At 49.1% G+C, this 23,479-nt stretch carries 22 protein-coding genes and 1 pseudogene; 12 read left to right on the plus strand and 11 right to left on the minus strand.

Annotation, left to right across the window (positions count from 1 at the left end; all coding sequences use genetic code 11):
* Positions 1–387: 387 nt before the first annotated feature.
* Positions 388–2,982, minus strand: a complete 2,595-nt coding sequence (gene acnB / locus AC0L4K_RS08380; RefSeq protein WP_473269215.1) for a bifunctional aconitate hydratase 2/2-methylisocitrate dehydratase — start codon at positions 2,980–2,982, stop codon at positions 388–390.
* A 426-nt stretch (positions 2,983–3,408) separates the two neighbouring features.
* On the opposite strand from acnB, the gene AC0L4K_RS08385 reads away from it, so the two are divergent.
* The 7 genes from AC0L4K_RS08385 to AC0L4K_RS08415 all read left to right on the plus strand — a co-directional run bounded on the left by AC0L4K_RS08385 (position 3,409) and on the right by AC0L4K_RS08415 (position 9,310).
* A complete protein-coding gene (locus AC0L4K_RS08385; protein ID WP_417224353.1) occupies positions 3,409–3,861 on the plus strand; it encodes a hypothetical protein in 453 nt (150 codons plus the stop codon).
* Between the two features lie 41 nt (positions 3,862–3,902).
* On the plus strand, positions 3,903–5,216 hold the full coding sequence (locus tag AC0L4K_RS08390) for a hypothetical protein (RefSeq protein ID WP_473268929.1): 1,314 nt from the start codon (positions 3,903–3,905) through the stop codon (positions 5,214–5,216).
* Positions 5,217–5,289: 73 nt separating this feature from the next.
* Positions 5,290–5,925 carry a hypothetical protein gene (locus AC0L4K_RS08395; RefSeq protein ID WP_417224357.1) on the plus strand — a complete coding sequence of 212 codons (636 nt, stop codon included), beginning with the start codon at positions 5,290–5,292 and terminating at the stop codon, positions 5,923–5,925.
* A gap of 54 nt (positions 5,926–5,979) precedes the next feature.
* Positions 5,980–6,342 (plus strand): roadblock/LC7 domain-containing protein, encoded by a 363-nt coding sequence (locus tag AC0L4K_RS08400; protein WP_019622314.1) that lies wholly within the window; start codon positions 5,980–5,982, stop codon positions 6,340–6,342.
* Positions 6,343–6,411: 69 nt separating this feature from the next.
* The gene (locus AC0L4K_RS08405) at positions 6,412–6,882 is read left to right on the plus strand and encodes a PAS domain-containing protein (RefSeq protein WP_417224359.1); all 471 of its coding nucleotides are present in this window, start codon (positions 6,412–6,414) and stop codon (positions 6,880–6,882) included.
* 5 nt (positions 6,883–6,887) lie between these two features.
* Positions 6,888–7,634 (plus strand): phosphate/phosphite/phosphonate ABC transporter substrate-binding protein, encoded by a 747-nt coding sequence (locus AC0L4K_RS08410; protein ID WP_417224361.1) that lies wholly within the window; start codon positions 6,888–6,890, stop codon positions 7,632–7,634.
* A gap of 386 nt (positions 7,635–8,020) precedes the next feature.
* On the plus strand, positions 8,021–9,310 hold the full coding sequence (locus tag AC0L4K_RS08415) for an NAD(P)/FAD-dependent oxidoreductase (RefSeq protein ID WP_417224363.1): 1,290 nt from the start codon (positions 8,021–8,023) through the stop codon (positions 9,308–9,310).
* Positions 9,311–9,442: 132 nt separating this feature from the next.
* Here the strand turns inward: AC0L4K_RS08415 and AC0L4K_RS08420 are convergent, their stop codons facing one another.
* Together AC0L4K_RS08420 and AC0L4K_RS08425 are read right to left on the minus strand one after the other, a co-directional pair.
* Positions 9,443–11,671: an NADP-dependent isocitrate dehydrogenase gene (locus AC0L4K_RS08420; protein WP_417224365.1), complete on the minus strand. Its 2,229-nt coding sequence runs from the start codon at positions 11,669–11,671 to the stop codon at positions 9,443–9,445.
* A 282-nt stretch (positions 11,672–11,953) separates the two neighbouring features.
* A complete protein-coding gene (locus AC0L4K_RS08425) occupies positions 11,954–13,021 on the minus strand; it encodes a 3-deoxy-7-phosphoheptulonate synthase (protein ID WP_417224367.1) in 1,068 nt (355 codons plus the stop codon).
* 273 nt (positions 13,022–13,294) lie between these two features.
* On the opposite strand from AC0L4K_RS08425, the gene dsbD reads away from it, so the two are divergent.
* The gene (dsbD, locus tag AC0L4K_RS08430; protein ID WP_473268930.1) at positions 13,295–15,193 is read left to right on the plus strand and encodes a protein-disulfide reductase DsbD; all 1,899 of its coding nucleotides are present in this window, start codon (positions 13,295–13,297) and stop codon (positions 15,191–15,193) included.
* 205 nt (positions 15,194–15,398) lie between these two features.
* Here the strand turns inward: dsbD and AC0L4K_RS08435 are convergent, their stop codons facing one another.
* Positions 15,399–16,058, minus strand: a complete 660-nt coding sequence (locus tag AC0L4K_RS08435) for a CoA transferase subunit B (protein WP_126156831.1) — start codon at positions 16,056–16,058, stop codon at positions 15,399–15,401.
* 65 nt (positions 16,059–16,123) lie between these two features.
* Complete coding sequence (locus AC0L4K_RS08440; protein ID WP_473268931.1) at positions 16,124–16,825, minus strand: CoA transferase subunit A; 702 nt, start codon at positions 16,823–16,825, stop codon at positions 16,124–16,126.
* 270 nt (positions 16,826–17,095) lie between these two features.
* Between AC0L4K_RS08440 and AC0L4K_RS08445 the strand changes: the two genes are divergently transcribed.
* The 3 genes from AC0L4K_RS08445 (at position 17,096) to AC0L4K_RS08455 (ending at position 18,711) form a co-directional block, all read left to right on the plus strand.
* Entirely contained in the window at positions 17,096–18,013 is a 918-nt protein-coding gene (locus tag AC0L4K_RS08445) for a LysR substrate-binding domain-containing protein (protein ID WP_473268932.1), read from the plus strand.
* A 214-nt stretch (positions 18,014–18,227) separates the two neighbouring features.
* Entirely contained in the window at positions 18,228–18,461 is a 234-nt protein-coding gene (locus tag AC0L4K_RS08450) for a ribbon-helix-helix domain-containing protein (protein WP_417224375.1), read from the plus strand.
* A complete protein-coding gene (locus AC0L4K_RS08455; protein WP_417224377.1) occupies positions 18,448–18,711 on the plus strand; it encodes a type II toxin-antitoxin system RelE family toxin in 264 nt (87 codons plus the stop codon). The genes AC0L4K_RS08450 and AC0L4K_RS08455 overlap by 14 nt, the downstream gene beginning before the upstream one ends.
* A 171-nt stretch (positions 18,712–18,882) precedes the next feature.
* Here the strand turns inward: AC0L4K_RS08455 and AC0L4K_RS08460 are convergent, their stop codons facing one another.
* The 6 genes and pseudogenes from AC0L4K_RS08460 to xthA form a co-directional block, all read right to left on the minus strand.
* Positions 18,883–19,056: a hypothetical protein gene (locus AC0L4K_RS08460; protein ID WP_473268933.1), complete on the minus strand. Its 174-nt coding sequence runs from the start codon at positions 19,054–19,056 to the stop codon at positions 18,883–18,885.
* A pseudogene (locus AC0L4K_RS08465) lies at positions 19,022–19,308 on the minus strand (type II toxin-antitoxin system RelE/ParE family toxin). Before AC0L4K_RS08465 ends, AC0L4K_RS08460 begins: the two are co-directional and overlap by 35 nt.
* Positions 19,301–19,522, minus strand: a complete 222-nt coding sequence (locus tag AC0L4K_RS08470; RefSeq protein WP_417224380.1) for a TA system antitoxin ParD family protein — start codon at positions 19,520–19,522, stop codon at positions 19,301–19,303. The pseudogene AC0L4K_RS08465 and the gene AC0L4K_RS08470 overlap by 8 nt, the downstream one beginning before the upstream one ends.
* Before the next feature lie 146 nt (positions 19,523–19,668).
* Positions 19,669–20,340, minus strand: a complete 672-nt coding sequence (locus tag AC0L4K_RS08475) for a tRNA (adenine(22)-N(1))-methyltransferase (protein ID WP_473268934.1) — start codon at positions 20,338–20,340, stop codon at positions 19,669–19,671.
* A 112-nt stretch (positions 20,341–20,452) separates the two neighbouring features.
* Entirely contained in the window at positions 20,453–20,773 is a 321-nt protein-coding gene (locus AC0L4K_RS08480; protein ID WP_473268935.1) for a hypothetical protein, read from the minus strand.
* A gap of 207 nt (positions 20,774–20,980) precedes the next feature.
* The gene (gene xthA, locus AC0L4K_RS08485) at positions 20,981–21,790 is read right to left on the minus strand and encodes an exodeoxyribonuclease III (RefSeq protein WP_473268937.1); all 810 of its coding nucleotides are present in this window, start codon (positions 21,788–21,790) and stop codon (positions 20,981–20,983) included.
* A 234-nt stretch (positions 21,791–22,024) separates the two neighbouring features.
* On the opposite strand from xthA, the gene gorA reads away from it, so the two are divergent.
* The gene (gene gorA, locus AC0L4K_RS08490) at positions 22,025–23,380 is read left to right on the plus strand and encodes a glutathione-disulfide reductase (RefSeq protein WP_473268938.1); all 1,356 of its coding nucleotides are present in this window, start codon (positions 22,025–22,027) and stop codon (positions 23,378–23,380) included.
* The last annotated feature ends 99 nt before the right edge of the window (positions 23,381–23,479 follow it).

The raw sequence follows: 23,479 nt of genomic DNA on the forward strand, positions 1-23,479 counted from the left end.
GTGCTAACAGAAAAGCCCTGATTCTTCAGGGCTTTTTTATGTCTGGGGGTTGGCTTTTCGTGCTGAGCCTCGCTGACTAAAGTCTCCTTAGCCGCACTTTTCGCCAAACCTATAGCAGCATAAGCAGTGTTCCAATTGTCGCTCTGTGCTCGCTCTATTCATGACGATGACCTGCGTCGCAATATACGGGGCGAACGGCTTTAACGGGCTAGCTCTCTCTGCTGTCAGTTAAGCTCGATCTTTATCTCATAATTGTCCATGCTGTCTCTGATTGGCGGTCAGTGGCAAAAAAATCCGACGTTGATATCAACATCGGATTTTCTATCAAGCCTTATTATCGCTCAAATGCTTAAGCGAACAGCATTATGCCAATAGGCGATTTAACGGTTAGGCCGTGACGATAACGTTAGACGCTTTATCGATATAGGATTCGATTTGATCGAAGTTCAGATAGCGGTAAACATCAGCCGCCATGCTGTCGATCTTAGTCGCGTATTCCATATACTCGTCAACCGTTGGGATCTTACCGAGCAGTGCGGCTACCGCTGCTAGTTCAGCAGAAGAGAGGTAGACGTTAGCGCCATTACCCAAACGGTTCGGGAAGTTACGGGTAGAGGTTGATACCACGGTTGTGTTATCGCCTACACGCGCTTGGTTACCCATGCAGAGGGAGCAACCAGGCATCTCGATACGTGCGCCGGCTTTGCCGAAGATGTTGTAGTAACCTTCCTCAGTCAGCTGAGCGGCATCCATTTTGGTGGGCGGTGCAATCCACATACGGGTTGGGATTGTTGCGCCAGATGCTTCCAGCAGTTTACCCGCAGCACGGAAGTGACCGATGTTAGTCATACATGAACCGATGAAGACCTCATCGATATGTGTGCCAGCAACATCAGACAGTAATTTAACGTCATCAGGGTCGTTAGGGCAGGCCAGGATAGGCTCTTTAACGTCATCCAGATTGATTTCAATGACCGCTGCGTACTCAGCATCGGCATCGGCTTCCATCAGCGCTGGGTTAGCCAGCCAGGCTTCCATACCGTTAATGCGCCGCTCGATGGTACGCGGATCGCCGTACCCTTCAGAGATCATCCACTTCAACATGGTGATGTTAGAGTTGAGGTATTCTTTGATCGGTGCTTCGCCCAGCTTGATAGAACAAGCAGCCGCAGAACGTTCTGCGGCAGAGTCAGACAGTTCGAACGCCTGCTCAACTTTCAGATCAGGCAGACCTTCAATTTCAAGAATACGACCAGAGAAGATATTTTTCTTACCCGCTTTAGCAACGGTTAGAAGGCCCTGCTTGATGGCGTAGTAAGGGATGGCGTTAACCAAGTCACGCAGGGTAATACCCGGCTGTAGCGTGGTGCCCTTAAAGCGAACCAAGACAGATTCAGGCATATCCAGAGGCATCACGCCGGTCGCCGCCGCGAAAGCAACTAGACCAGAACCCGCGGGGAAAGAGATACCGATGGGGAAACGGGTGTGAGAGTCACCACCGGTACCGACAGTATCAGGCAGCAGCATGCGGTTCAGCCAAGAGTGAATAACACCGTCACCAGGGCGCAGTGAAACACCGCCACGGTTCATGATGAAATCAGGCAGGGTATGGTGGGTCTGAACGTCAATTGGCTTAGGGTAAGCCGCCGTGTGACAGAATGACTGCATGGTCAGGTCAGCAGAGAAGCCTAGGCAAGCCAAGTCTTTGAGTTCGTCACGGGTCATAGGACCGGTGGTATCCTGAGAGCCGACCGTGGTCATTTTAGGTTCGCAGTAGGTGCCAGGGCGGACGCCATCAACGCCGCAAGCTTTACCCACCATTTTCTGCGCCAGCGAGAAGCCTTTGCCGGTATCGACAGGTTGTTCAGGTTTACGGAACAGATCGACAGGGCCTAGGCCTAACGCTTCACGGGCGCGTTCAGTCAGACCGCGACCGATGATCAGAGGGATACGGCCACCGGCACGGACTTCGTCCAGAATAACCGGTGTTTTCAGGCTGAATTCGCACAGTAGTTCGCCGGTTTCTGCGTTTTTAGCGACGCCTTCGTAAGGGTACACGTCGATTACGTCGCCCATATTCATTTTTTCAACATCCATTTCGATCGGCAGGGCGCCAGCATCTTCCATAGTGTTGAAGAAAATAGGGGCGATTTTACCGCCGAAGCAGTAGCCGCCAGCACGTTTATTTGGTACGTGAGGGATATCGTCACCGAAGAACCACAGCACCGAGTTCGTGGCGGATTTACGTGACGAGCCAGTACCCACGACATCACCAACATAGGCAACCGGATAGCCTTTAGCTTTAACTGCTTCGATCTGTTTCAGAGGGCCAACGCTACCGGGTGCAACAGGCTCGATACCATCACGTGCCATTTTCAGCATGGCGTTAGCGTGCAGAGGAATATCGGGACGGGTAAAGGCATCCGGAGCAGGAGAGAGGTCATCGGTGTTGGTTTCGCCTGTTACTTTAAAGACCGTAACGGTGATTTTCTCAGGCAGTTCTGGCTTGGATGTAAACCATTCACCGGCCGCCCATGACGCCATAACTTGCTTGGCAAAGGTGTTACCCGCATCGGCTTTATCTTTGACATCATGGAAAGCGTCAAACATTAGCAACGTGTGGGACAGCGCTTTAACCGCTGTGGGTGCTAAGGCCGCGTCATCCAGTGCCGCAATCAATGGTTGGATGTTGTAACCGCCCAGCATCGTACCGAGTAGTTCAACGGCTTTAACTTTGTCGATCAGTGGGGATTCGGCTTCGCCCTTAGCGATAGCAGCCAAGAAACCTGCTTTAACGTAAGCCGCTTGGTCTACACCTGCAGGAATACGGTTTTCTAGCAGCTCCAGAATAAATGCTTCTTCGCCAGTGGGCGGATTCTTCAATAACTCAACCAGTGCAGCGGTTTGATCTGCATCAAGCGGTTTGGCGGGCACGCCTTCTTGGGCGCGTTCTTCTACATGTTTACGGTAAGCTTCAAGCACGATATAGCCCTCATCTGTTATCTCTATCAGAGCGCCGTTGAGTGTGACAATCTGACAGTCGACCGACATGTATCACGTCGATCTTGAAATTGGCGGGTAAAATTTTAGCCGAAAAGGGCTCTATAGTTAAGATTGATAGGCATTTTCGCTGCTAATACTTTGGGTTTAGTCCGCTCTAATATTAGCCTAAGTTAATATATTAACGCTCTATTTCGATCTTCTGCACTATATGATGTAGATCAAGGTTAGCTCGCTATCCTGAGTCAAGCGGTATTGATTTATGTATCATGCCTCAATCGTCAGTCAATATTGATGACGGCTTTAACCAAACAGGTTTCATTTAGCATTATCGTTTGCTATCGGGTTAGTTCGGTTGTTGTACGTGGTATCCGGACCTGATTAATCTAAGTAGTAAGAGGACAGGCTGTGAATTCACCCATATGGGCAGCGGTTTCTGGCTGGACGTTAAATACCGAGCTTGAAGGACCGAATGCCTTGGCGATTGAGACGCTTTTTGCCGCTCTCGAGGGTAAGGCGTTGATCTATGACGGGCCCCATAAAGGGGCCTTACTGCAGCATTACACACGTTTAGTGGCAGCCAACCCTGGCAATCTTCGCTATCAGGTACAGAGAGTCTATCTGGCTATTCTGTGTCATGACGCGGCGCAATTGACAGGCGCCTTGCGGGATCTCTATCTCACTTTGGATGGGCGGGGTAACGATCTGTTTAAGCGTTTACTCAAACAGGGCACGAGTTTGCTCGATGATGATGCTCTCGAGGTGTTCAATGCGGTTGTCACCGGGGGTGATAAGCTGCGCTTGTTACAGTTGAGTCAGAGTCATTCGGTACTGTGTAATGGCTACTTTTCGCTGCATTAATTTGAATTCGCTATATCTGACTTAAGGGAACGGGGGCAGTCGTGGGGGTATCTCATATCAAACTCACTAAGCGGGCAGCTAATCATGTGATTCAGCTGAGTGTTGTCGGCTTTGAGTTGCAATCAAAAACGGCGATTGAACTGTTCTTTATGCAGCACCAGCAGAGTTATGCGTTGGTGCCGGCGGAACAGGCCGACGTTATTATTTTTGATATGGAGCATCCTGCGGTTAAACCCCTGATCGATAAGTACCGTGGCGAGCGCCCCATTATTGCGGTGACCGCGACAGAAAAGCAGTTTCCCAGTTGTGTGACCCTGCATAAACCGCTCGAAGGCAAACGCTTAATCAAGGCGATTAAGCAGGCGGCTGAGCAATTTTCGTCGGGCGCCATTGATCCGCCTGCAGCTACGCTGACGAAGGTCAGTAATGCAGGGGAGCAGGCGTTTCAAGCCTATCAGACACGCTTGGCCGCCGAGCGTCAGGCGATCGCCGATTACCGTGCCCACAGTTCCGACCGTTCTAAGGCTTCAGCCGATGTGCGGCAACGTTTTGTCCTCACACCTGATGCTACGGCGGTGGTTAAACCGGCGTCTGCGGACACCCAGGCAGCCGCTGCTGCAGCAACGCTATCTGAGGTCGCATCGGCAGCGGCTAATACTTTAGCGACTGAATCTCCGGTTGATGAGTTAGCTGTCAATGACGTGCCAGAGTCAGATGAACAGGCGCGGGAGCACAGAACTAAGCTGACTTATCAGATGGTGTATGAATGCTGTGGCAATGCACCGGATGTCAATCTGCATGAGCCTGATCAGCGTCGCCGGGTGTTCTTTAAAAAAGACTCAACCCTATTAGCAATGTTGCTAGAGGTGATTGCCGAAGGCAATGCGCGGGCACTACCCGTTGAGATTATAGGCTTACCGGGCACATTGGCGTATTTGCCAGAATCGAAGCAGTTTTTATTTGATTTTAGTGATGATCTTTTGATTCCGCTGGCCCTAACCCGTTTTGGTTATCAGGAGCTGACTTTAAAAGTTCGGCCTGACCTAGATGCTGAGCGTCCCGGTGTGGCGGGGGCTAAAGTGACGATCATCAAGAGTGATGAATTAATTTGGAAGCTGGCGCTGTGGACATCGAAAGGGCGATTAGATCGTATGTTAGACCCGGATAAACCACACCGGCTTAATCGACCACTGGATCTTGATCGGTTACTGCCTATCCCCCATGTCGCGACGATCAGTAGTTTGTGGGGGCGGCATAGTCTGTCAGCCATTGAAGTGGTTAAAGTGCTGAAAATCCATCAGCGTTATGTATTTGCCTTTATGACCGCAGCTTATGCGCTAGGGGCGTTTAAGTAATCGTTATCACCTAGGTCTCGGTGTTAGGAGGCTAACGGGTGTTTAGTTATTAACCCATGTCGGAGAGATTTTGGTGGGAGATTATAATCAGGATGCTATTCGCTATATCGCAATCACCCCAAGCGGAGCTTACTTTGCAACCTTGAACTCCGCGTCAGATGACGCCAGAGCGATGTTATTGCAGTTGCTATCGACCGACTTCGAGTTGCTCTATTCCATTGAATTGGTCTCTGAATTAGCTGATCTCGATGAAACACAGGCGATGGGCGTATTTCAGCAACTGTTGGATCGTGGCTTCGTGGCCCTGTCTGAGACACCCCCGGAGATTAAGCGGGGGCCGTTAGAGGATATTTTGCCCGGCTTGTTAGAACAGATCTCCGCCAGTGGTAAAGCGCTGTTGGCAGATGATCAAGGGTTTTGTCTCTCATCGGTGGGGTATTCAGTGGAGCAGTCTGACGCCTTGGCCGCCTTAGCGGCGGATCTATTGCTGTTACAGGAGCGTCATAAGCAACTATTGAATGGTGATTTAGGCTTAGCCAGTGACTCTTGGGGCATCTTAAACGGTGCCGGGCAAAGCCAGATCGGTTGTTGGGGAATTTATATTGGTCACCAGCGCTTTACCTTGGTGATCGCCGATATGCCCAAGTTGTACCAACAGGCTTTTGCTGAAATTCTGGCGAGCTTAGCTCGCCGTTATCTTGAATATTAATATTTTGAATTTAATTCGCTTCCACAATGGAAGCCTTTACGGAAGGAGTGTTCTATGCGTTCTGAGATGCTTACCTCTATTTTGAGTGATCTCAACGGCACGTCTGCAGATATCGAAGCGTCAGCGGTCATCTCAACCGATGGTCTGATGATTGCGGCGTTACTGCCGTCGAGTATGGATGAAGACCGAGTTGGCGCGATGAGTGCCGCGATGTTGTCATTGGGCGAGCGCACGGCAAAAGAGCTGGCCCGTGGTGAGTTAGAGCAAGTGTTGGTGAAGGGGGATGAGGGTTATATTCTGATGACTCACGCCAATCAGGATTCTGTGCTTACCGTGGTGGCGAAGCCGAACGCACGTCTGGGTTTAATCTTCCTCGATGTGAAACGTGCCGCAGAGGCGATCGGTAAAATCCTTTAATTTGTTAATCCCGAGCAGCGGCTAATGGCCAACATGGATAGCCGCTGCTAGGTGAATAAGGTTGGAAGTATGTCTGAACAAGACACTGGAGAGACGCGGACGGTCGAAATCTCATATTTCGATGGTAGTAAGCGAACGGCAAATATTATTGATCGGGAGGTGCCTTATCCCGACGGCAAGTTGATCGTATCCCGAACCGACCCGCAAGGGATTATCACCCACGCGAATCAGGCATTTATCGATATGTCTGGTTATAACGAAGATGAATTAATCGGCGTTAATCATTATATTCTGCGTCACCCGGATATGCCGGCGGTTGCTTTTAAAGACCTCTGGGACACCATCGAACAGGGTAATAAGTGGCATGGTTATGTCAAAAACCTGTGTAAAGATGGCGCTTACTATTGGGTTAAGGCAACAGTGATTCCCAATGTTCGTAATGGCCAGTTGGTGGGGTATACCTCGGTTCGACGCAAACCTTCACGACGTAAGATTGAAGAGAGTGAAGCGCTGTATAAAACCTTGTTGGCTGAGGAGTGATAAGCATGACATTCAATCTTACGGTCAGTCCAGATTTTGCGCCTGACCATATTTCAGGCTGGTATTTTTTTAATACCTGGTTGCAGCGCACGCTGGATATCGGTATTCATTTAGAGCTTTATGATAGCTTTGACGCGCAACGCAAAGATATTCGCGCGGATAAGTTTGATCTCATCTATGCCAACCCCTACGACGCATCGATGTTGGTCAGGGAGTTGGGATTTCAAGCCGTGGTCCGACCTACGAGTCAATCGGATGAGACTGTGATTGCCGTGAATGCGGAATCGGCCTTTCAGACGGTTGAGGATCTTGCACCCGGTTGTCGCATTGCCACCACTGATGATCCCGATGTACATACCCTGGGGATGATCATGTTGGAGTCTGCCGATCTCGATAGCAGCAACACCGAGATCAAGCAGTACAGCAGTTATGTGGTGGGGGCTAAGAGCTTACTAAACGACAATGCCGACGTTGGCTTCTTTCTGAAAGCGGCCTATGACGAACTGTCAGAGCTGATCCGTTCGCGGATGCGGGTGTTAGTACGCAGTGAAATTAGCGTGGTTCACCATAGTTTGTTAGTGGGGCCGCGCATGGCGGAGCATATTCCGGCGATACAGGCGGCGTTGCTGACGATGCAAGATAATGAAAAAGGCAAAGGTGTACTTGAAAGCATGGGGATCTCGTCATGGGAACCGATGGATGCCGAGCAGACCGAGTTTATGATCGATCTAATCGATACCCTGATCGATTAAGACAAACCAACGCCTCGCAACGGGGCGTTATCTCAACAATTCTTCCCCGCCACAGAGCGCTATGTATCTCCCTTGCTTAGGGATATAGCCTTAGTTTCTTTATTTACGGCTGTATTAATCGCTGTTTCTATGTCAATTTATCAGAGCATTTTGTGTAACCCTTTGGGTTTCTATGTCGCACGTGGTATTGAATTAATAACCGAATGGCCTGATATTACGACGTAGGATGTTATCCTGATGAATGGTTTGATCCACCCTTTGGCCGATAGATAAACTGCGTTATGGGTGGCTTAGTAGTATGGTGACGATAGCACCGCTGTTTCAGCAGATGGGTGAGGTTAGTGTTGGTGGATCCAGCGCTAACCTGACTTTTTTGAGGATAAATGATGAAAACTATCGTAATCGTAGGAGGCGGGGCCGGCGGTCTTGAGCTGGCCACCCAGCTTGGCCATAAGCTGGGTAAAAAGAAACGCGCTAGAATTATCTTGGTGGACCGAAACCGTAGCCATATCTGGAAGCCGTTGTTGCATGAAGTGGCGACCGGTTCATTAGATATGAGCAGTGATGGTGTGGTCTATCGTGCGCACTGTGCGGCACATTATTATGAGTTTCAGCTCGGCACTATGATCGGTCTGGATCGGGTCGCCAAATGTATCCGCCTAGAATCCCTGAAAGATGACGAAGGTAAAGAGGTACTACCTGAGCGGGAGCTGGCTTTCGATACCCTGGTCATGGCGGTGGGCAGTGTGAGTAATGATTTTGGTACCCCTGGCGTAGCGGAACATAGCTACTTTCTCGACTCCCATCAGCAAGCCGAGCGTTTTCATCGGGCGCTGTTAAATCAATTTCTGCGTATCAATCAGAGCGCTGCGGATACTGAGCTGCAACTGGCCATTGTTGGCGGTGGTGCTACCGGTGTCGAACTGGCCGCCGAGTTAAACCATGTCGCCGACCTGTTTAAGTTTTATGGCATGCCAGAGATGTCGGCTAAGCGATTGAAAATCCATTTAATTGAAGCAGGCCCGCGAATCTTGCCGGCGTTACCGCAGCGGATAGCCGTGGCGGCGAAGAAAGAACTGAATGAGTTGGGCATTAGCATCCATGAAAATGTGCGGGTGACACAGGCGACCGATGCCGGTTTTGTGACCCAAGACGAGCAGCTAATTGCCGCGGATCTACAGGTCTGGGCAGCGGGGGTTAAAGCGCCAGACTTTATCAAATCCATCGACCTGTTTGAGACGAATCGTAACGGTCAGATCATCGTTAAGCCGAGCTTGCAAAGCAGTGTTGATGATGCCATTTATGTGATTGGTGATTGCTGTGCCTGCGAACAGCCCGACGGCAGTTGGGTGCCACCACGGGCGCAGTCGGCGCATCAGATGGCCTCGTTAGTGTATAAAAATATTTTATTGTCAGAGCAAGGTAAGCCGTTACAGAGCTACCTTTATAAAGATCATGGCTCGTTGGTTAATCTTAGTCGCTACAGTACGGTGGGTAGTCTGATGGGCAACCTTACTAACGGCTCGATGTTTATTGAAGGGCGCATTGCCCGGCTGGTGTATATCTCGCTTTACCGTATGCATCAGGTGGCCATACATGGCTGGTTAAAAGCATCGGCGGTGTATTTTGCACAGAAGATTGGCGGTACGGTTAAGCCGAAGATGAAGCTGCATTGAGAAAGCTGACGCGTGATAGCGATTAAAATCTAGTTAATCTGAAGTCATAAAAAACCCGGATCAGTCTAAACTGATCCGGGTTTTTTTAGCGCTTAAGGGGCGAGCCCTTAAGCGCTATTGGTAGAGTGTCGATTAAGACAGGGCTGCCAATGCTGCGTTCAGCGTTGCGCTTGGACGCATCACTTTCTTAACGTCTTCGCGGTTAGCGTGGTAGTAACCCCCTAGGTTAGCAGGTGTACCCTGAACAGCACTCAGCTCGGCAATGATCTGAGCTTCGTTGTCAGTCAGTGTTTTCGCCAGTGGTGCGAACATAGCGGCCAGCTCTGGATCTTCAGTCTGAGCGGCAACTTCTTGTGCCCAGTACATACCGAGATAGAAGTGGCTACCACGGTTATCCAGTTCGCCAGTTTTACGTGAAGGAGACTTGTTGTTCTCCAGCAGTTTACCGGTGGCTGAGTCCAGTGTTTTCGCTAGGATATCAGCACGCTTGTTGCCTTCTTTGATGCCCATCTCTTCCAGAGAGACAGCCAGAGCAAGGAATTCACCGAGAGAGTCCCAACGCAGGTGGTTTTCTTCTTGAACCTGTTGTACGTGCTTAGGAGCAGAGCCGCCAGCGCCTGTTTCATACATACCGCCGCCTTTCAGCATAGGTACGATAGACAGCATTTTAGCGGATGTGCCCAGTTCCATAATAGGGAACAGGTCAGTCAGGTAATCACGCAGTACGTTACCGGTTACTGAGATGGTATCGTTACCACGGATCATGCGATCCATGCTGTAACGAATTGCCTGATTGTAAGTTTTGATTGTGATCTCAAGACCATCGGTATCATAGTCTTGCAGATACAGTTTAACTTTCTTGATCAGTTCAGCATCGTGGGCACGTTTGTAGTCCAACCAGAAGACGGTTGGCATACCGGATTGACGGGCACGGGTAACAGCCAGTTTAACCCAGTCGCGCACGGCGTCGTCTTTGGTTTGGCAAGCACGCCAGATATCACCTTTCTCAACATCATGTTGCATCAGCACAGTGCCGTCAGCAGTAACAACACGCATAATGCCGTCAGCCATGATTTCGAAGGTTTTATCGTGCGAACCATACTCTTCTGCTTTACGAGCCATCAGACCAACGTTAGGGACAGTACCCATCGTAGTTGGATCGAAAGCGCCGTTCGTTTTACAGAAGTTGATCATTTCCTGATAGATACGGGCGTACGTGCTTTCAGGCATGACGGCTTTAGTATCTTTAGGCTTGCCATCAGGACCCCACATCTTACCGCCATTACGGATCATGGCAGGCATAGACGCATCGACGATAACGTCAGAAGGAACGTGCAGGTTGGTAATACCTTTAACGGAATCAACCATCGCCATTTCTGGACGGTGTTCTAGGCACTCATGGATCGCTTCTTCGATCTCTTCACGCTTAGAGGTTGGCAGGGTAGCGATCTTGTCGTATACGCTGCTGATACCGTTGTTAGGATTAACACCCAGTTCTTCGAACAGGTCGCCGTATTTATCAAACAGCTCTTTGTAGAATACAGTAACCGCGTGACCGAAGACGATCGGGTGAGATACCTTCATCATGGTTGCTTTTACGTGTAGAGACCACATGACGCCGCTATCTTTAGCGTCTTGCATGGTTTCTTCAAAGAACTCACGCAGGGCTTTGCAGCTCATGCGCATGCTGTCCAGAATCTCGCCTTGTTCTAGGCTCAGTTCTTTTTTAACTTCAACGTTGCCGGCTTGGTCAACAAACTCAAGACGTACATCGCCAGCTTGATCCATAGTGATGGATTGTTCGCTAGAGAAGAAGTCACCGTCGCGCATATAATCCGCATGGGTACGGGAAGCCTTGCTCCACTTACCCATAGAGTGTGGGAATTTACGGACATAGGCTTTTACAGCACTTGGGGCACGACGGTCAGAGTTACCTTCACGTAGAACCGGGTTTACCGCAGAGCCGAGGATTTTAGAATAACGAGCCTGAATGGCTTTATCTTCGTCTGTCTCAGGGGCTTCAGGGTAGTTAGGGATATCGCAGCCTTGCGCTTGAAGTTCTGCGATGCAGGCTTTCAGCTGAGGGATAGAGGCAGAAATATTAGGTAGTTTGATGATGTTAGCGTGTGGATCTTGAGTGAGTGCACCCAGGAATTTCAACCCATCTTCCGCTTTTTGCTCTTCGGTCAGCTTTTCGGGGAATGCCGAGAGAACGCGGCTTGCTAGAGAGATGTCGCTGATTTTAACGTCGATGCCGGCCGCTTTAGCAAATGTTCTTACAATAGGTAACAAAGAACAGGTTGCCAGTGAGGGTGCTTCGTCGGTCAGGGTCCAGTAAATAGTTTGATTCGTTGTAGTCATTGTATCCCCTTGTCATTTGGCTGGTAGCCAGAGGCTTAACAGAACAGCTTATGGCTATTCGTTACATCTTTGCGTAAGCCCGTAATTAATTATTCCGCGGGCGCATTATACGTTAAAAAATTACTAATACTGAAGTAGTTAGACCGATTCAGAGGGATCTTATCGACTAAAAGATAGTATGACTGTAGTTTTATTACCGATAAAGGGGGTTGGTTTTGCGGTTTTAGACTGATAAGCAATAAAAAAGGGATCCGAAGATCCCTTGGGTGTCGCGTGAGACGATTAGCGGTTTGGCAAAACGTCTTTGAGTTTGTTGTGCATATCGAGCAGGGTTTTCTCGGTAGTGTCCCAATCGATACAAGCATCGGTGATGGAGACACCGTATTGAAGATCGGCTGGATTGTCCGTCATTTTCTGATTGCCCCAACCGAGGTTAGATTCCACCATTAGGCCAACGATTGATTTGTTGCCATCAATGATCTGGTTGGTGGCATTTTCCATCACCAGTGGTTGTAGCGCAGGATCCTTGTTGGAATTGGCGTGGCTACAGTCAATCATGATGTTTTGCTTCAGGCCGGCTTTTTCCAACGCCTGTTCACACAGCGCCACATGAACCGAATCATAATTAGGTTTGCCATTGCCGCCGCGCAATACAACATGGCCGTATTTGTTGCCTCGGGTACGCACGATGGACACTTGGCCCTGTTCGTTAATACCGAGAAAACTGTGTGGGTGAGCAACCGATTCTAGAGCGTTGATCGCCACGGTCAGGCCACCGTCAGTGCCATTTTTAAGCCCCACAGCGCCAGACAGTCCGCTGGACATCTCACGGTGCGTCTGGGATTCGGTGGTGCGCGCACCAATAGCCGACCAAGCAATCAGATCTTGGATATACTGTGGTGAGATCGGGTCGAGGGCTTCAGTCGCCAGTGGCAAACCCGCTTCGGCCAGTTGTAGCAGCAATTCACGACCGATATGTAGGCCCTCTTCAATTTGAAAAGAGTCATCCATACGCGGATCGTTAATCAAGCCTTTCCAGCCGACAGTGGTCCGAGGCTTCTCAAAATAGACGCGCATAACCAGATAGAGAGTGTCTTTTACTTGCTCAGCAAGCTGCTTTAGCTTCTGACCATATTCAAGGGCTGCTTTTGGGTCGTGAATAGAGCAGGGGCCAACCACGACAAACAGGCGCTTATCTTCGCCTTTCAGAATATTTTTAATAATCTGGCGACCTTCCATCACGGAAGTGGCCGCTGCTTCTGACAGGGCTAATTTTGCTTTCAACTGATCAGGAGTGATCAGTACGTCATTACTCTCAATATTGAGGTTTTCGACTCGGTTATCAGACATCTCAATTTCCTAAAGTGTACAGCCTTTACTCTGTACACCCGTTAGCGCGTTCGTAAAGGAGGTACTTTGTAACATATTAAGCGCAAAGGTTTAAGTGCTGACTGAGGTGATCGGATGATACAATTGGATTAAATATGTCGGCCTTTGATATTGCGCATCATTATCAACATCGTAGATAACTTTTTTGTGCTATCTCTCGCCCCTGTGCGAACTGATTAAGCATAACGCTGTCCACTAGGCTGATCGATCCGACTTATAGATGAAGAGGTTACTGTGCCTGTAGTATTTCACCCTGTTGTCTGGCCCCGTTTAGGCGTTACCCTAATCGCCGTGCTGATGATGACACTGCTTCAGTTTAGCCTGCCGGCCAAGGCGGGACTGTTTGATAATGCCAACCCGTTCAGCGCGCAACAGGATGGGCCTTTGCCGGTCGATCAGGTCTATCTGCTGGACAGTGAACAGAGCGAAGGGCAGCTTAAACTGATCTGGACGATCAAAGATGGCTACTATCTTTATCGCGACAAAATCGAACTGCGTTATGGCTCTGAGGTTGCCGAGTTAAAACGCAGTTACTCCGAGGCGGAACAAAAGGACGATCCTTTGTTTGGCCGGGTTTGGGTGTATCACAATCAAGCGCTAGTAGATCTAGACCTGACCAGCAGCACCGGTCAGCCGGTGGATAGCACAGTCACGATTACCTATCAAGGTTGCTGGGATGGCGGTATCTGTTATCCACCGGTCACCACCACCATTGACCTAAAACAGCTTCCTGTGAATACCGTTAACGTCGATAGCTCATCATCAGTGGTGAATAGCTCAGCGGCGATGACTGAGAATACAGCCGGTCAGACGAATACCGTTGCACCGGTCATTCAAAGCGAGCAGGACCGTTTTGCGGCCATGATTTCCGGTAGCAGCTTGCTGTTAACGCTGGGTGCCTTCTTTGTCGCCGGGTTAGCCTTGGCGCTGACCCCCTGTGTGTTCCCGATGATTCCTATTCTATCGAGTATTATTGCCGGGCAGGGGCATCGCACCACGGCCATGCATGGCTTTATGCTATCACTGGTGTATGTGCTGGCAGTTGCTGTCACCTATACCATCGCCGGGGTGATTGCGGGTTTGTTCGGTGAGAACCTGCAGGCAGCGTTCCAGAATGCCTGGATTATCGGTCTGTTTAGTTTTGTCTTTGTGCTGCTGTCGTTGTCGATGTTTGGTTTCTATGAACTGCAACTGCCCAATGCGCTACAAAGCCGTTTGAACAATCTCAGTAACGGCCAGAAAGGCGGTACCGTGATGGGTGTGGCCGTGATGGGCTTTTTGTCTGCGTTGATTGTCGGCCCCTGTATGGCGGCGCCGTTAGCCGGGGCATTGATCTATATCGGTCAGACCGGTGATCCGTTGCTCGGTGGTGCTGCGCTGTTCAGCCTAAGTATGGGGATGGGCGTACCGTTGCTGATTGTCGGTGCATCGGCGGGCAAATTATTACCCAAAGCCGGGGCGTGGATGGAAAGCGTTAAGGCCGGTTTTGGGGTGATGTTGCTGTTGTTGGCGGTGTGGATGCTGGATCGAGTGATCGACGATAGTATCGCGCTGCTGCTGTATGCGGTTATCTTGCTGGTGGCGGCGGTGTATATGAAAGCCTTGGATCGGTTGCAGGATGAGGCCCGAGGCTGGCGTGTCTTCTGGAAAGGTATCGGCGTGGTGTTGCTTATCTATGGCGCGCTGCTGTTTGTCGGTGGTATGACCGGCGGCACCAGCTTGCTACAACCGCTGAAAAATATTGCCGCAGCCCCGGCTCAAGCGGCGACGGAGATGAGGTTTGTCACCGTGACCAATAAGACCCAGTTGGATCAGTTGTTAGCGGAAGCAAAGGCGCAAAATAAGCCAGTGATGCTCGATTTCTATGCTGACTGGTGCGTTGCCTGTGTCGAGTTGGATCTGTTTACCTTTTCGGATGCCGGGGTACAGCAGGGGCTGAGCGGCTTCTCACGCATCAAAGTTGATGTCACCGCGAATGATGATGCCGCAAAAGAGTTGAGCCGTGATTACCGTGTGATAGGCCCGCCTGCGTTGATCTTCTATGATCGTGCAGGCACGTTGCAGGCGAATATGACCCTCATCGGCGTGATCGAGCCTGAAGTGTTTATCAACCATATTGCTCGGTTGAATTAACCGTTTGTGATCAAGGGTTAAATTGCTTCATTAATGAAATAAAAATATATATAAATCAATTACTTAAATTAATAGCTTAAACAAGATGGTTAGATATTGCGCTTAAGCAAAGTACTTAAATAAAGCACTAAAAAAGAGTAATAAAAAAGGCTGATGTGTAAACATCAGCCTTTTTTGTGGGGACATACTTGTTAGCGTTATCGTCTTAAGCGAAAGTCATTTCCGGTACGTTGTCCGGCACAATCAATTTGCCTTCGGTCTTCTCGATAATCTCTTCGACGGACACACCCGGTGCCCGCTCTTTCAGATGGAAAGCGCCATCTTCAATTTCGAGGTAGGCGAGGTCGGTCAATACTTTCTTAATGCAACCACGGCCAGTCAGCGGCAGTGAGCATTCGGTCAGTAGTTTAGATTCGCCATGCTTAGATGCGTGGGTCATGGTCACGATAATATTATCCGCGCCGGCTACGAGATCCATCGCACCGCCCATGCCTTTAATTAGTTTGCCGGGAATCATCCACGAAGCGATATTACCGTTCACATCGACTTCAAATGCGCCCAATACCGTGAGATCAACGTGTCCGCCACGAATCATGGCAAAGGATTCCGCTGAGGAGAAAATCGATGCGCCCGTAGCCGCCGTTACGGTTTGCTTACCGGCGTTTATCATATCCGCATCAATTTCATCTTCGGTTGGGAAAGGGCCCATACCCAGCAAACCGTTTTCGGACTGCAGCATTACTTCGATCCCCGCAGGGACATAGTTTGCAACCAGTGTGGGGATACCGATGCCCAGGTTGACGTAAAAACCATCCTGAAGCTCGCGTGCAACACGCTGAGCCATCTGTTCACGAGAGAGTGCCATTGTTTTTCCTCTTCTCCCTAATAGCCGTTATCAACACACAGCTATCTGGAATACATTATTATTGTTTAGCCCTGACGTACGGTACGCTGCTCAATACGCTTCTCGAAGGTGCCTTTAATCACCCGATTGACGTAGATGCCGGGGGTATGAATCTCGCTAGGGTTCAACTCGCCGGGTTCGACGATCTCTTCCACTTCAACCACGGTGATTTTGCCGGCTGTCGCAGCCATCGGATTAAAATTCTGAGCGGTGTCGCGGTAGACAACATTGCCGTAAGTGTCGGCTTTCCAACCTTTAACAATGGCGAAGTCACCGGTAATCGACTCTTCCATAATATAGTGTCGGCCGTTAAATTCGCGTACTTCTTTACCATCACCCACCGGTGTGCCGTAGCCTGTTGCGGTATAGAACGCAGGGATGCCAGCGCCGCCAGCACGCATCTTCTCGGCCAGTGTGCCCTGTGGGGTGAGTTCAACCTCAAGTTCGCCCGCCAGCAGCTGTTTTTCAAACAGTGCGTTTTCGCCAACGTAAGAGGAAACCATTTTTTTGATTTGACGATCAACCAGTAGAATACCGAGACCGAAGTCATCGATACCGCAGTTATTTGAGACAACGGTGAGATCTTTTGTGCCCATCGTTCTGATCTGCTTGATCAGATTCTCAGGGATACCGCAAAGGCCGAAGCCGCCTGCGATAACGGTCATGCCATCTTCCAGGCCTGCCATCGCTTCTTCGTAGCTATTTACTACCTTGTTGAAACCCGACATGTGTGCAACTCCGCATTAGCTGTTGTTGTTATAGGCAGATACCCGGCTGGGACAGTCCTGTTGCCAGAACACCGGGTACCTGATGCAACGATTCTGATCCATATCGGTTGGCCTAAAAAGGTCAATCGAGTGGATCAGTGGGTTAAGTCTCATATACTGGCTATTATTTAGCAAATTTAATGATTTAAACTATTTATAAGATTTATTAATAAATAGACTGTAAATTATCTTTTTAATAGACTCATTAGAGTACATAACCGCCGGTGAAATATGGCTAATATTACCCTTAAACAGTTGAAAGCCTTTGTGGCGGTTGCCCGTACCCAGAGCTTTACCGATGCCTGTATACAGGTGCATTTGTCACAACCGGCACTGAGCATCGCCATTAAAAACCTTGAAGAGGAGGTCGGTGGTGCGCTCTTTAGCCGTACCACTCGGGCGATTGCACTCACGCCTGAAGGGGAAGAGTTCTATCCGGTTGCCCGTAAGATACTGCAGGATTGTGATACCGCTCTCGACGACCTTAACCAGCGTTTCGCCATGAACCGAGGCCGAGTCGTATTGGCGGCCATGCCCTCATTTGCCAGTAGTTTGTTACCGGGATTGATTCGTGAATACCGGATGCTTTACCCCAGTGTCAGTGTCACGGTCAATGATGTCATTGCCGAAGATGTGGTGGATATGGTGCGTAACGGTCAGGTTGAAGTGGGTCTCACCTTTGATCCGGGCCGCTCTGAAGACTTAAGCTTTACACCCTTATTTGAAGACCGCTTTGTTGCCGTGGTGTACCCCGAACATGAATTAGCCGAACGTCAGGATATTGCCTGGCAGGCGCTGCTGAAAAATGACTTTATCGCCTTACAGCGGCCCTCCAGTATCCGTTTATTGATCGAAGCAAAGTTGCGTCAATTAGGCATGCAGGTTCACCCAGAATTTGAAACCCATCAGTTGGCCACCATTGGTCGCATGGTCGTGACCGGCTTGGGTGTCAGTGCAGTGCCTTCGTTGTGTATCGGGCAGATGCGTGAACAGGGCGCGGTCTGTCGTGAACTCCATACGCCGGTGATGTCCCGCCCAGTGGGGATCGTCACTCGCAAACGCTATCCACTTTCAACCGCCGCACGCAGCTTGGTTGATATTATTCAGGCATCGGCGGGGGAGCTTGCCCAAGAAGTGAGGTTGACTTGATTGGAGTGGTGATATGACCTAACGCTTTGATTTAACGGTATGCGACTATTCAGATTTAGGCGGGTTTATGGCAGGGGCGTAGCCTCCATAGTCATCCATGGGGCTGATTCAGAGATTGCATTGGTTTCTGCCATCTCCCCTGATTGTGCGAAACTACGTCATCATAACGTTATGATGCTACAATGTCATAACGCTATCCAACCAAAGGTGATTCATGAGCACTTTATCCAAACGTTCGACTGTTTATTTCGAGCCTTCAATCCATAACGCTTTAAAACTCAAAGCGGCGTCTTCTAACACATCGGTCTCAGAGCTTATTGATGAAGCCGTACGGTTGCTTATGCGTGAAGACCAAGAAGACCTCACCGCCGTGAGACAGCGAGCGAGTGAGCCTGAAATATCTTACGAAGAACTGTTAAACAGTTTGGAAGCTGATGGAAAAATATAAAATCACTTTCAAGAAGTCTGTCACTAAGGATTTCAAGGCACTTCCTCAAGCTGATATTAAAAAAATATTGGCAAGAATAGACTCATTAGCTACAAACCCTCGAAGAGAAGGTGCGATCAAGTTAACTGGTCAAAATCTATATCGTATTCGCCAAGGGCTTTACAGAATCATTTATGAAATCAGAGATAATGAGCTTGTGGTACAGGTTATAAAGGTCGGCCATCGTTCGGATGTATATCAACGGAGTTAACCCGTGCGACAAAGACGGTGATTAAAAAGGCAAAACCCATTGCTGCTTGTTCGCTTGGAACCGGTATCGGCAAGCACTGGTGTAGCGAGGCACGCCCCCGTGCCGACAAGCAGTATGAAGCGATAACCTATTCATGCATCCTTGCTCTCTCTATGGCACCCAATCAAGGGCTTAATCAATGACTGAACGATAAGCCTCGATAATGTGGCTCACATCCACGGTGCTGCCCTGTTGCATCCGTTGGTCGTGATTCAGCGTTACCTGTAAATAGCGCAGAATGATGCCGCTTTGCTCGCTACTTATCAGTTGCTCAGTTGCGTTTGATGTCGCGGTAAAAATTTTCATGAGAGCCGAGTGTCATTAATTCTAGCGTTAATGTGCCATCATTAAAGCTGTAACCTAATAGTGTTAGCTGCTTGCTCATTTTAAATTTATGGACACGTAAAAAAGATAAGTCACCTTTTTTCTGTTCGCCAAGGGTTGGGTCTTCCATCAACGTTTTGATGGCTGAATCTAGATCTTTTTTTGGGTAGGTTTGAGTTTTTTTACCGCTTTTTTGAAACTTGGCGTTTGTAAAATCCGCTTTGTATTAGCCAAAATCGTAGCTCTCAAGTTTCCCTGCCTCTTTTTCCGCTTGGGCAATGATGGCTTGCTTCACAAACTCGTATGGTAAATCTGGATTATCCTCCATCATTTCACCAATTTTTGCCCAATGTTCAATTTGCTTGGGTGGTGTTCTATTTAAGGCTTTCGCCATAATAGTCGCTTTATTAATAAGCTCTTGGTCTAGTCGAATGCTAGTGGTTGCCACAGTGATAGCCTCTTAAGTATCAATATGGGTTGATTGTAGCAATATGCCACAGTTGAGGCAAATTGCATCAGGCTGGCTAATGCCTCTGCTAATAAGGGATGCAGCTTAATGATAGCTTCTTTATCGCTTGGGCTGCACTCAAAGCCTTAATCGTTGATCGCGCGATAAGCCTCGATAATGTGGCTCACCTCCACGGAGCTACCCTGTTGCATCCGTTGGTAGTGATTCAGCGTTGTCTGTAAATAGCGTTGAATGATGCTCTGTTGTTCCGCTGAATGGGCCTGCCATAGCGTGTCACCCACTGGGCTGATAGGCCTACCGGCATTGCTGTCAGCTGACGCCAGCATGATTTCGTAAAAGCGATGGTTTTCTTCAATCAGCGCTTCATCTTTTAAACTGAAATTTAGTTCGATCAACGTCTGACGCAAGGCAAATTGATGGTGCACGGGGCAGAGTAGAAAATCGAGGCTCAAGCCCATATGTGTTTGTTGAATAGCGCTAACAAACTGCTTAATGAGATCGCCACCTACCCCCGCAATAATGATCAGTTGCCTACTGCTGTGCTGTTCTAAGGGCAATGCCGCGACATCAAGACAGTGGGGAGTCCAGCGTTCAGCGAGATCGGGGTAATGCTGTTGCAGTCGGTTTTCTAATTCAGTGATCAGTGCGGGGACGATATCCACAAAATGGATCTGAGCGCTGCTGTGAGAGAGTAGGGCAGCCCCGAGATGACCATGGTCACAACAGCAATCCCAGATATGGCTATAGCCGGGTGTTACCATCCGTTTAATCTGGGTTAATCGTTTACTGAGTTTCAAGAAAAGACCTTAGTGCTGTTTTTAATTTGTGGTGAAGGCTTGTGGTGCGAGTACTGAAACCTGTTGTTGTAAGGTGCTTTGGCGGTCAGAGATAGCTATACGCCAGTGAGACTTATAAGCCGGCCAGCGAATAAAAGACATTAGCATAGACGGCAAAGATCACTAAAAGCAGACAGCCCAGAGAGAAGAATAGAGCTGTTTTAGGTCGGCCAAACAACAATGGAGCAAGCCCGCACACCACGAGAGTCAGGAGCATAACCCACCAATATTGGATATTTTCCATGAGTAACGATGTGATATAGGGGACTTCGTTGCCGGTTGCTTGGATGGATCCGGTGAAACTGCCAGGTTTTACGTGGCTCAGTGCAAACAATAAGAAACCAGCTGCTGCCAGCATAAGGCTGGAGAGTAGGGCGCAGAATGCTTTTATCATGACTATTCTCTTTGGGCTTTGAGGCTAATGCTCATTTGGGCCGATCATTTAACGAAGCCGGTTGCCAGAGCTGCACGAATCAAGTCATTCATTCAGATGAATGGAATGGGTTGAGCTTACTTAAATGCTCTATGATCCGTGCAAAACCTTGCTTAGTTTTAAGCTTAAAAGAGAGTCTTGAAAGCCTATGTTCATCGCCGGTCGTAGTTATTTAAACTCGGCCCAAATCGGTGCGTGGTCGGAAGGTTTTTCCATGCCGCGGATATCGTAATCGATATTGGCGTCGGTGCAGCGCTGGTAGAGTGAGTCGGTTGCCAGTACCGCGTCGATACGCAGGCCGCGTTTAGGTTCGTCATCAAACCCCTTGCTACGGTAATCAAACCAGCTAAACAGGTTGTCAGTATCGGGATGGATTTTACGGAAGGTGTCTTTGAGGCCCCAACCGAGTAGGCGAGCCAACCATTCACGTTCTTCCGGTTGAAAGCTGGTTTTGCCGGATTTAAGCCAGCGTTTGCGGTTAACTTCACCGATGCCGATATCGATCTCTTGCGGTGAGATATTCAAGTCGCCCATCACCACCAACGGCTGTTCGGGATCGCAGTGCTGTTCGAGATAGTCTTGTAGATCGTTATAGTATTTGCGCTTCGCAGGATATTTGGTTTCATGGGCAATGTTTTCACCCTGAGGGAAATAACCGTTCAGCACCTTGACCCGAATGCCATCGATATCGTATTCACCGATGATCATCCGTTTCTGGGCGTCGCTATCATCGCCGGGGAAGCCTTTCTCAATGCTCACCGGTGGTAGTTTAGAGATTAGACAAACACCGTAATGACCTTTCTGGCCGTGATATTCCACATGATAGCCCAGTGAGGTAATCATCTCTTGGGGGAATTCATCATCATGTACTTTGGTTTCTTGAATACCGATGACGTCAGGCTGATGTTTGTCTATCAGGGCTTTAATTTGATGCGGGCGGGCGCGTAGGCCGTTGGTGTTAAATGAGATCAGTTTCATGCTACATCCAAAGGAAAATCGATAAGAGGTGCGATATGGCGCCTACGTTAACCTTCAGATAAAAAAAGTGCAATCGCGGGCGATTGAAAAACCCTATTACCAATTTTGTTGATCTTTATTGGCATCATGGCACCACAGCAGGTAGATTAAGGCCCATAAAGTTTTATCGGGCAGAAGTCTGGCGTCGCCGTTCTGTTTGTTCAGTTAATTGTTATCTGTGTTAAGGGGATCTCTGTGGCAGAATTTGATTTTGACCTGTTTGTAATTGGTGCTGGTTCTGGCGGTGTGCGGGCTGGACGTATGGCTGCAGGCATGGGCGTTCGGGTTGGTATGGCTGAAGATCGTTACTTAGGTGGTACCTGCGTGAATGTGGGTTGTGTACCTAAGAAGTTGTTCGTGTACGGCTCTCATTTTACTGAAGATTTTGAAAACGCCGCCGGATTTGGTTGGACGGTGGGTAAATCGACCTTTGATTGGCCGACCTTGCGGGATAACAAAACCAAAGAGATTGAACGGCTGAACGGTATTTACCGCAATATGTTGGTTAATTCCGGCGTTAGCCTGCTGGATGGTCGCGCAAAAATCACCGGGCCGAACAGTGTTGAGGTTGCGGGTAAAAAATATACCGCCGAACGTATTCTGATCGCCACAGGCGGTTGGCCTTTCGTGCCTGAGTTCCCGGGCAGTGAGCATGTTATTAGCTCTAATGAAGTGTTCTATCTGGATGAATTTCCTAAACGTGCCATTGTGGTCGGCGGTGGTTATATTGCCGTTGAGTTTGCCGGTATTTTTGCTGGCTTGGGCGCTGAAACATCACTGGTTTACCGTGGTGATATGTTCCTGCGTGGCTTTGACCAAGAAGTGCGTGAATTTACCGCTGAAGAAGTGGCGAAGAAAAATGTTTCGCTGCGCTTCAATAACAATATTGAGAAGATTGACAAGCAGGCCGATGGTTCATTACTGGCGTACCTGACTGACGGTACCACGCTAGAAGCCGATACCATTATGTACGCCACCGGCCGAGTACCTAATGTGAAGGATCTGGGGCTGGAAAATATTAATCTGGAACAAAAAGCCAATGGCGCGATTGTTGTTGATGATCAGTTCCAAACTGCTGAACCGTCAGTGTATGCGATCGGTGATGTGATCGATCGGGTGCAATTAACACCGGTAGCGCTGGCTGAAGGTATGGCACTGGTGCGCAACCTGTATGACGGCCAAGCGCAAAAGGTTGATTACGACCTGATTGCTACTGCGGTGTTCTGTCAGCCAAATATTGGCACCGTTGGACTTTCTGAAGAAAAAAGCCGTGAACTCTATGACAATGTCGATGTCTATTCTTCTAAGTTCAGAGCAATGAAGCATACGCTTAGTGGTAGTGATGAGAAAACCTTCATGAAAATGTTGGTTGATCGTGACACAGATAAGGTGCTTGGGGTGCATATGGTTGGCCCCGATGCAGGCGAAATCATTCAGGGCATTGCTGTCGCTCTGAAAGCGGGTGCAACCAAGGCGGTATTTGATTCCACCATTGGTATACACCCTACCGCTGCGGAAGAGTTTGTAACGATGCGTGAACCCGTAAGTTAAGTGACCTTCATCGACTTTAGCCCCGGCTGCTTCGGCAGACCGGGGATTTTTTTGTCTTAAGTTTTTATTCGGCGAGCCGCTTGTCATTTAGCGGGGTTT

The sequence above is a fragment of the Amphritea sp. GJ51-11 genome (assembly GCF_055808735.1).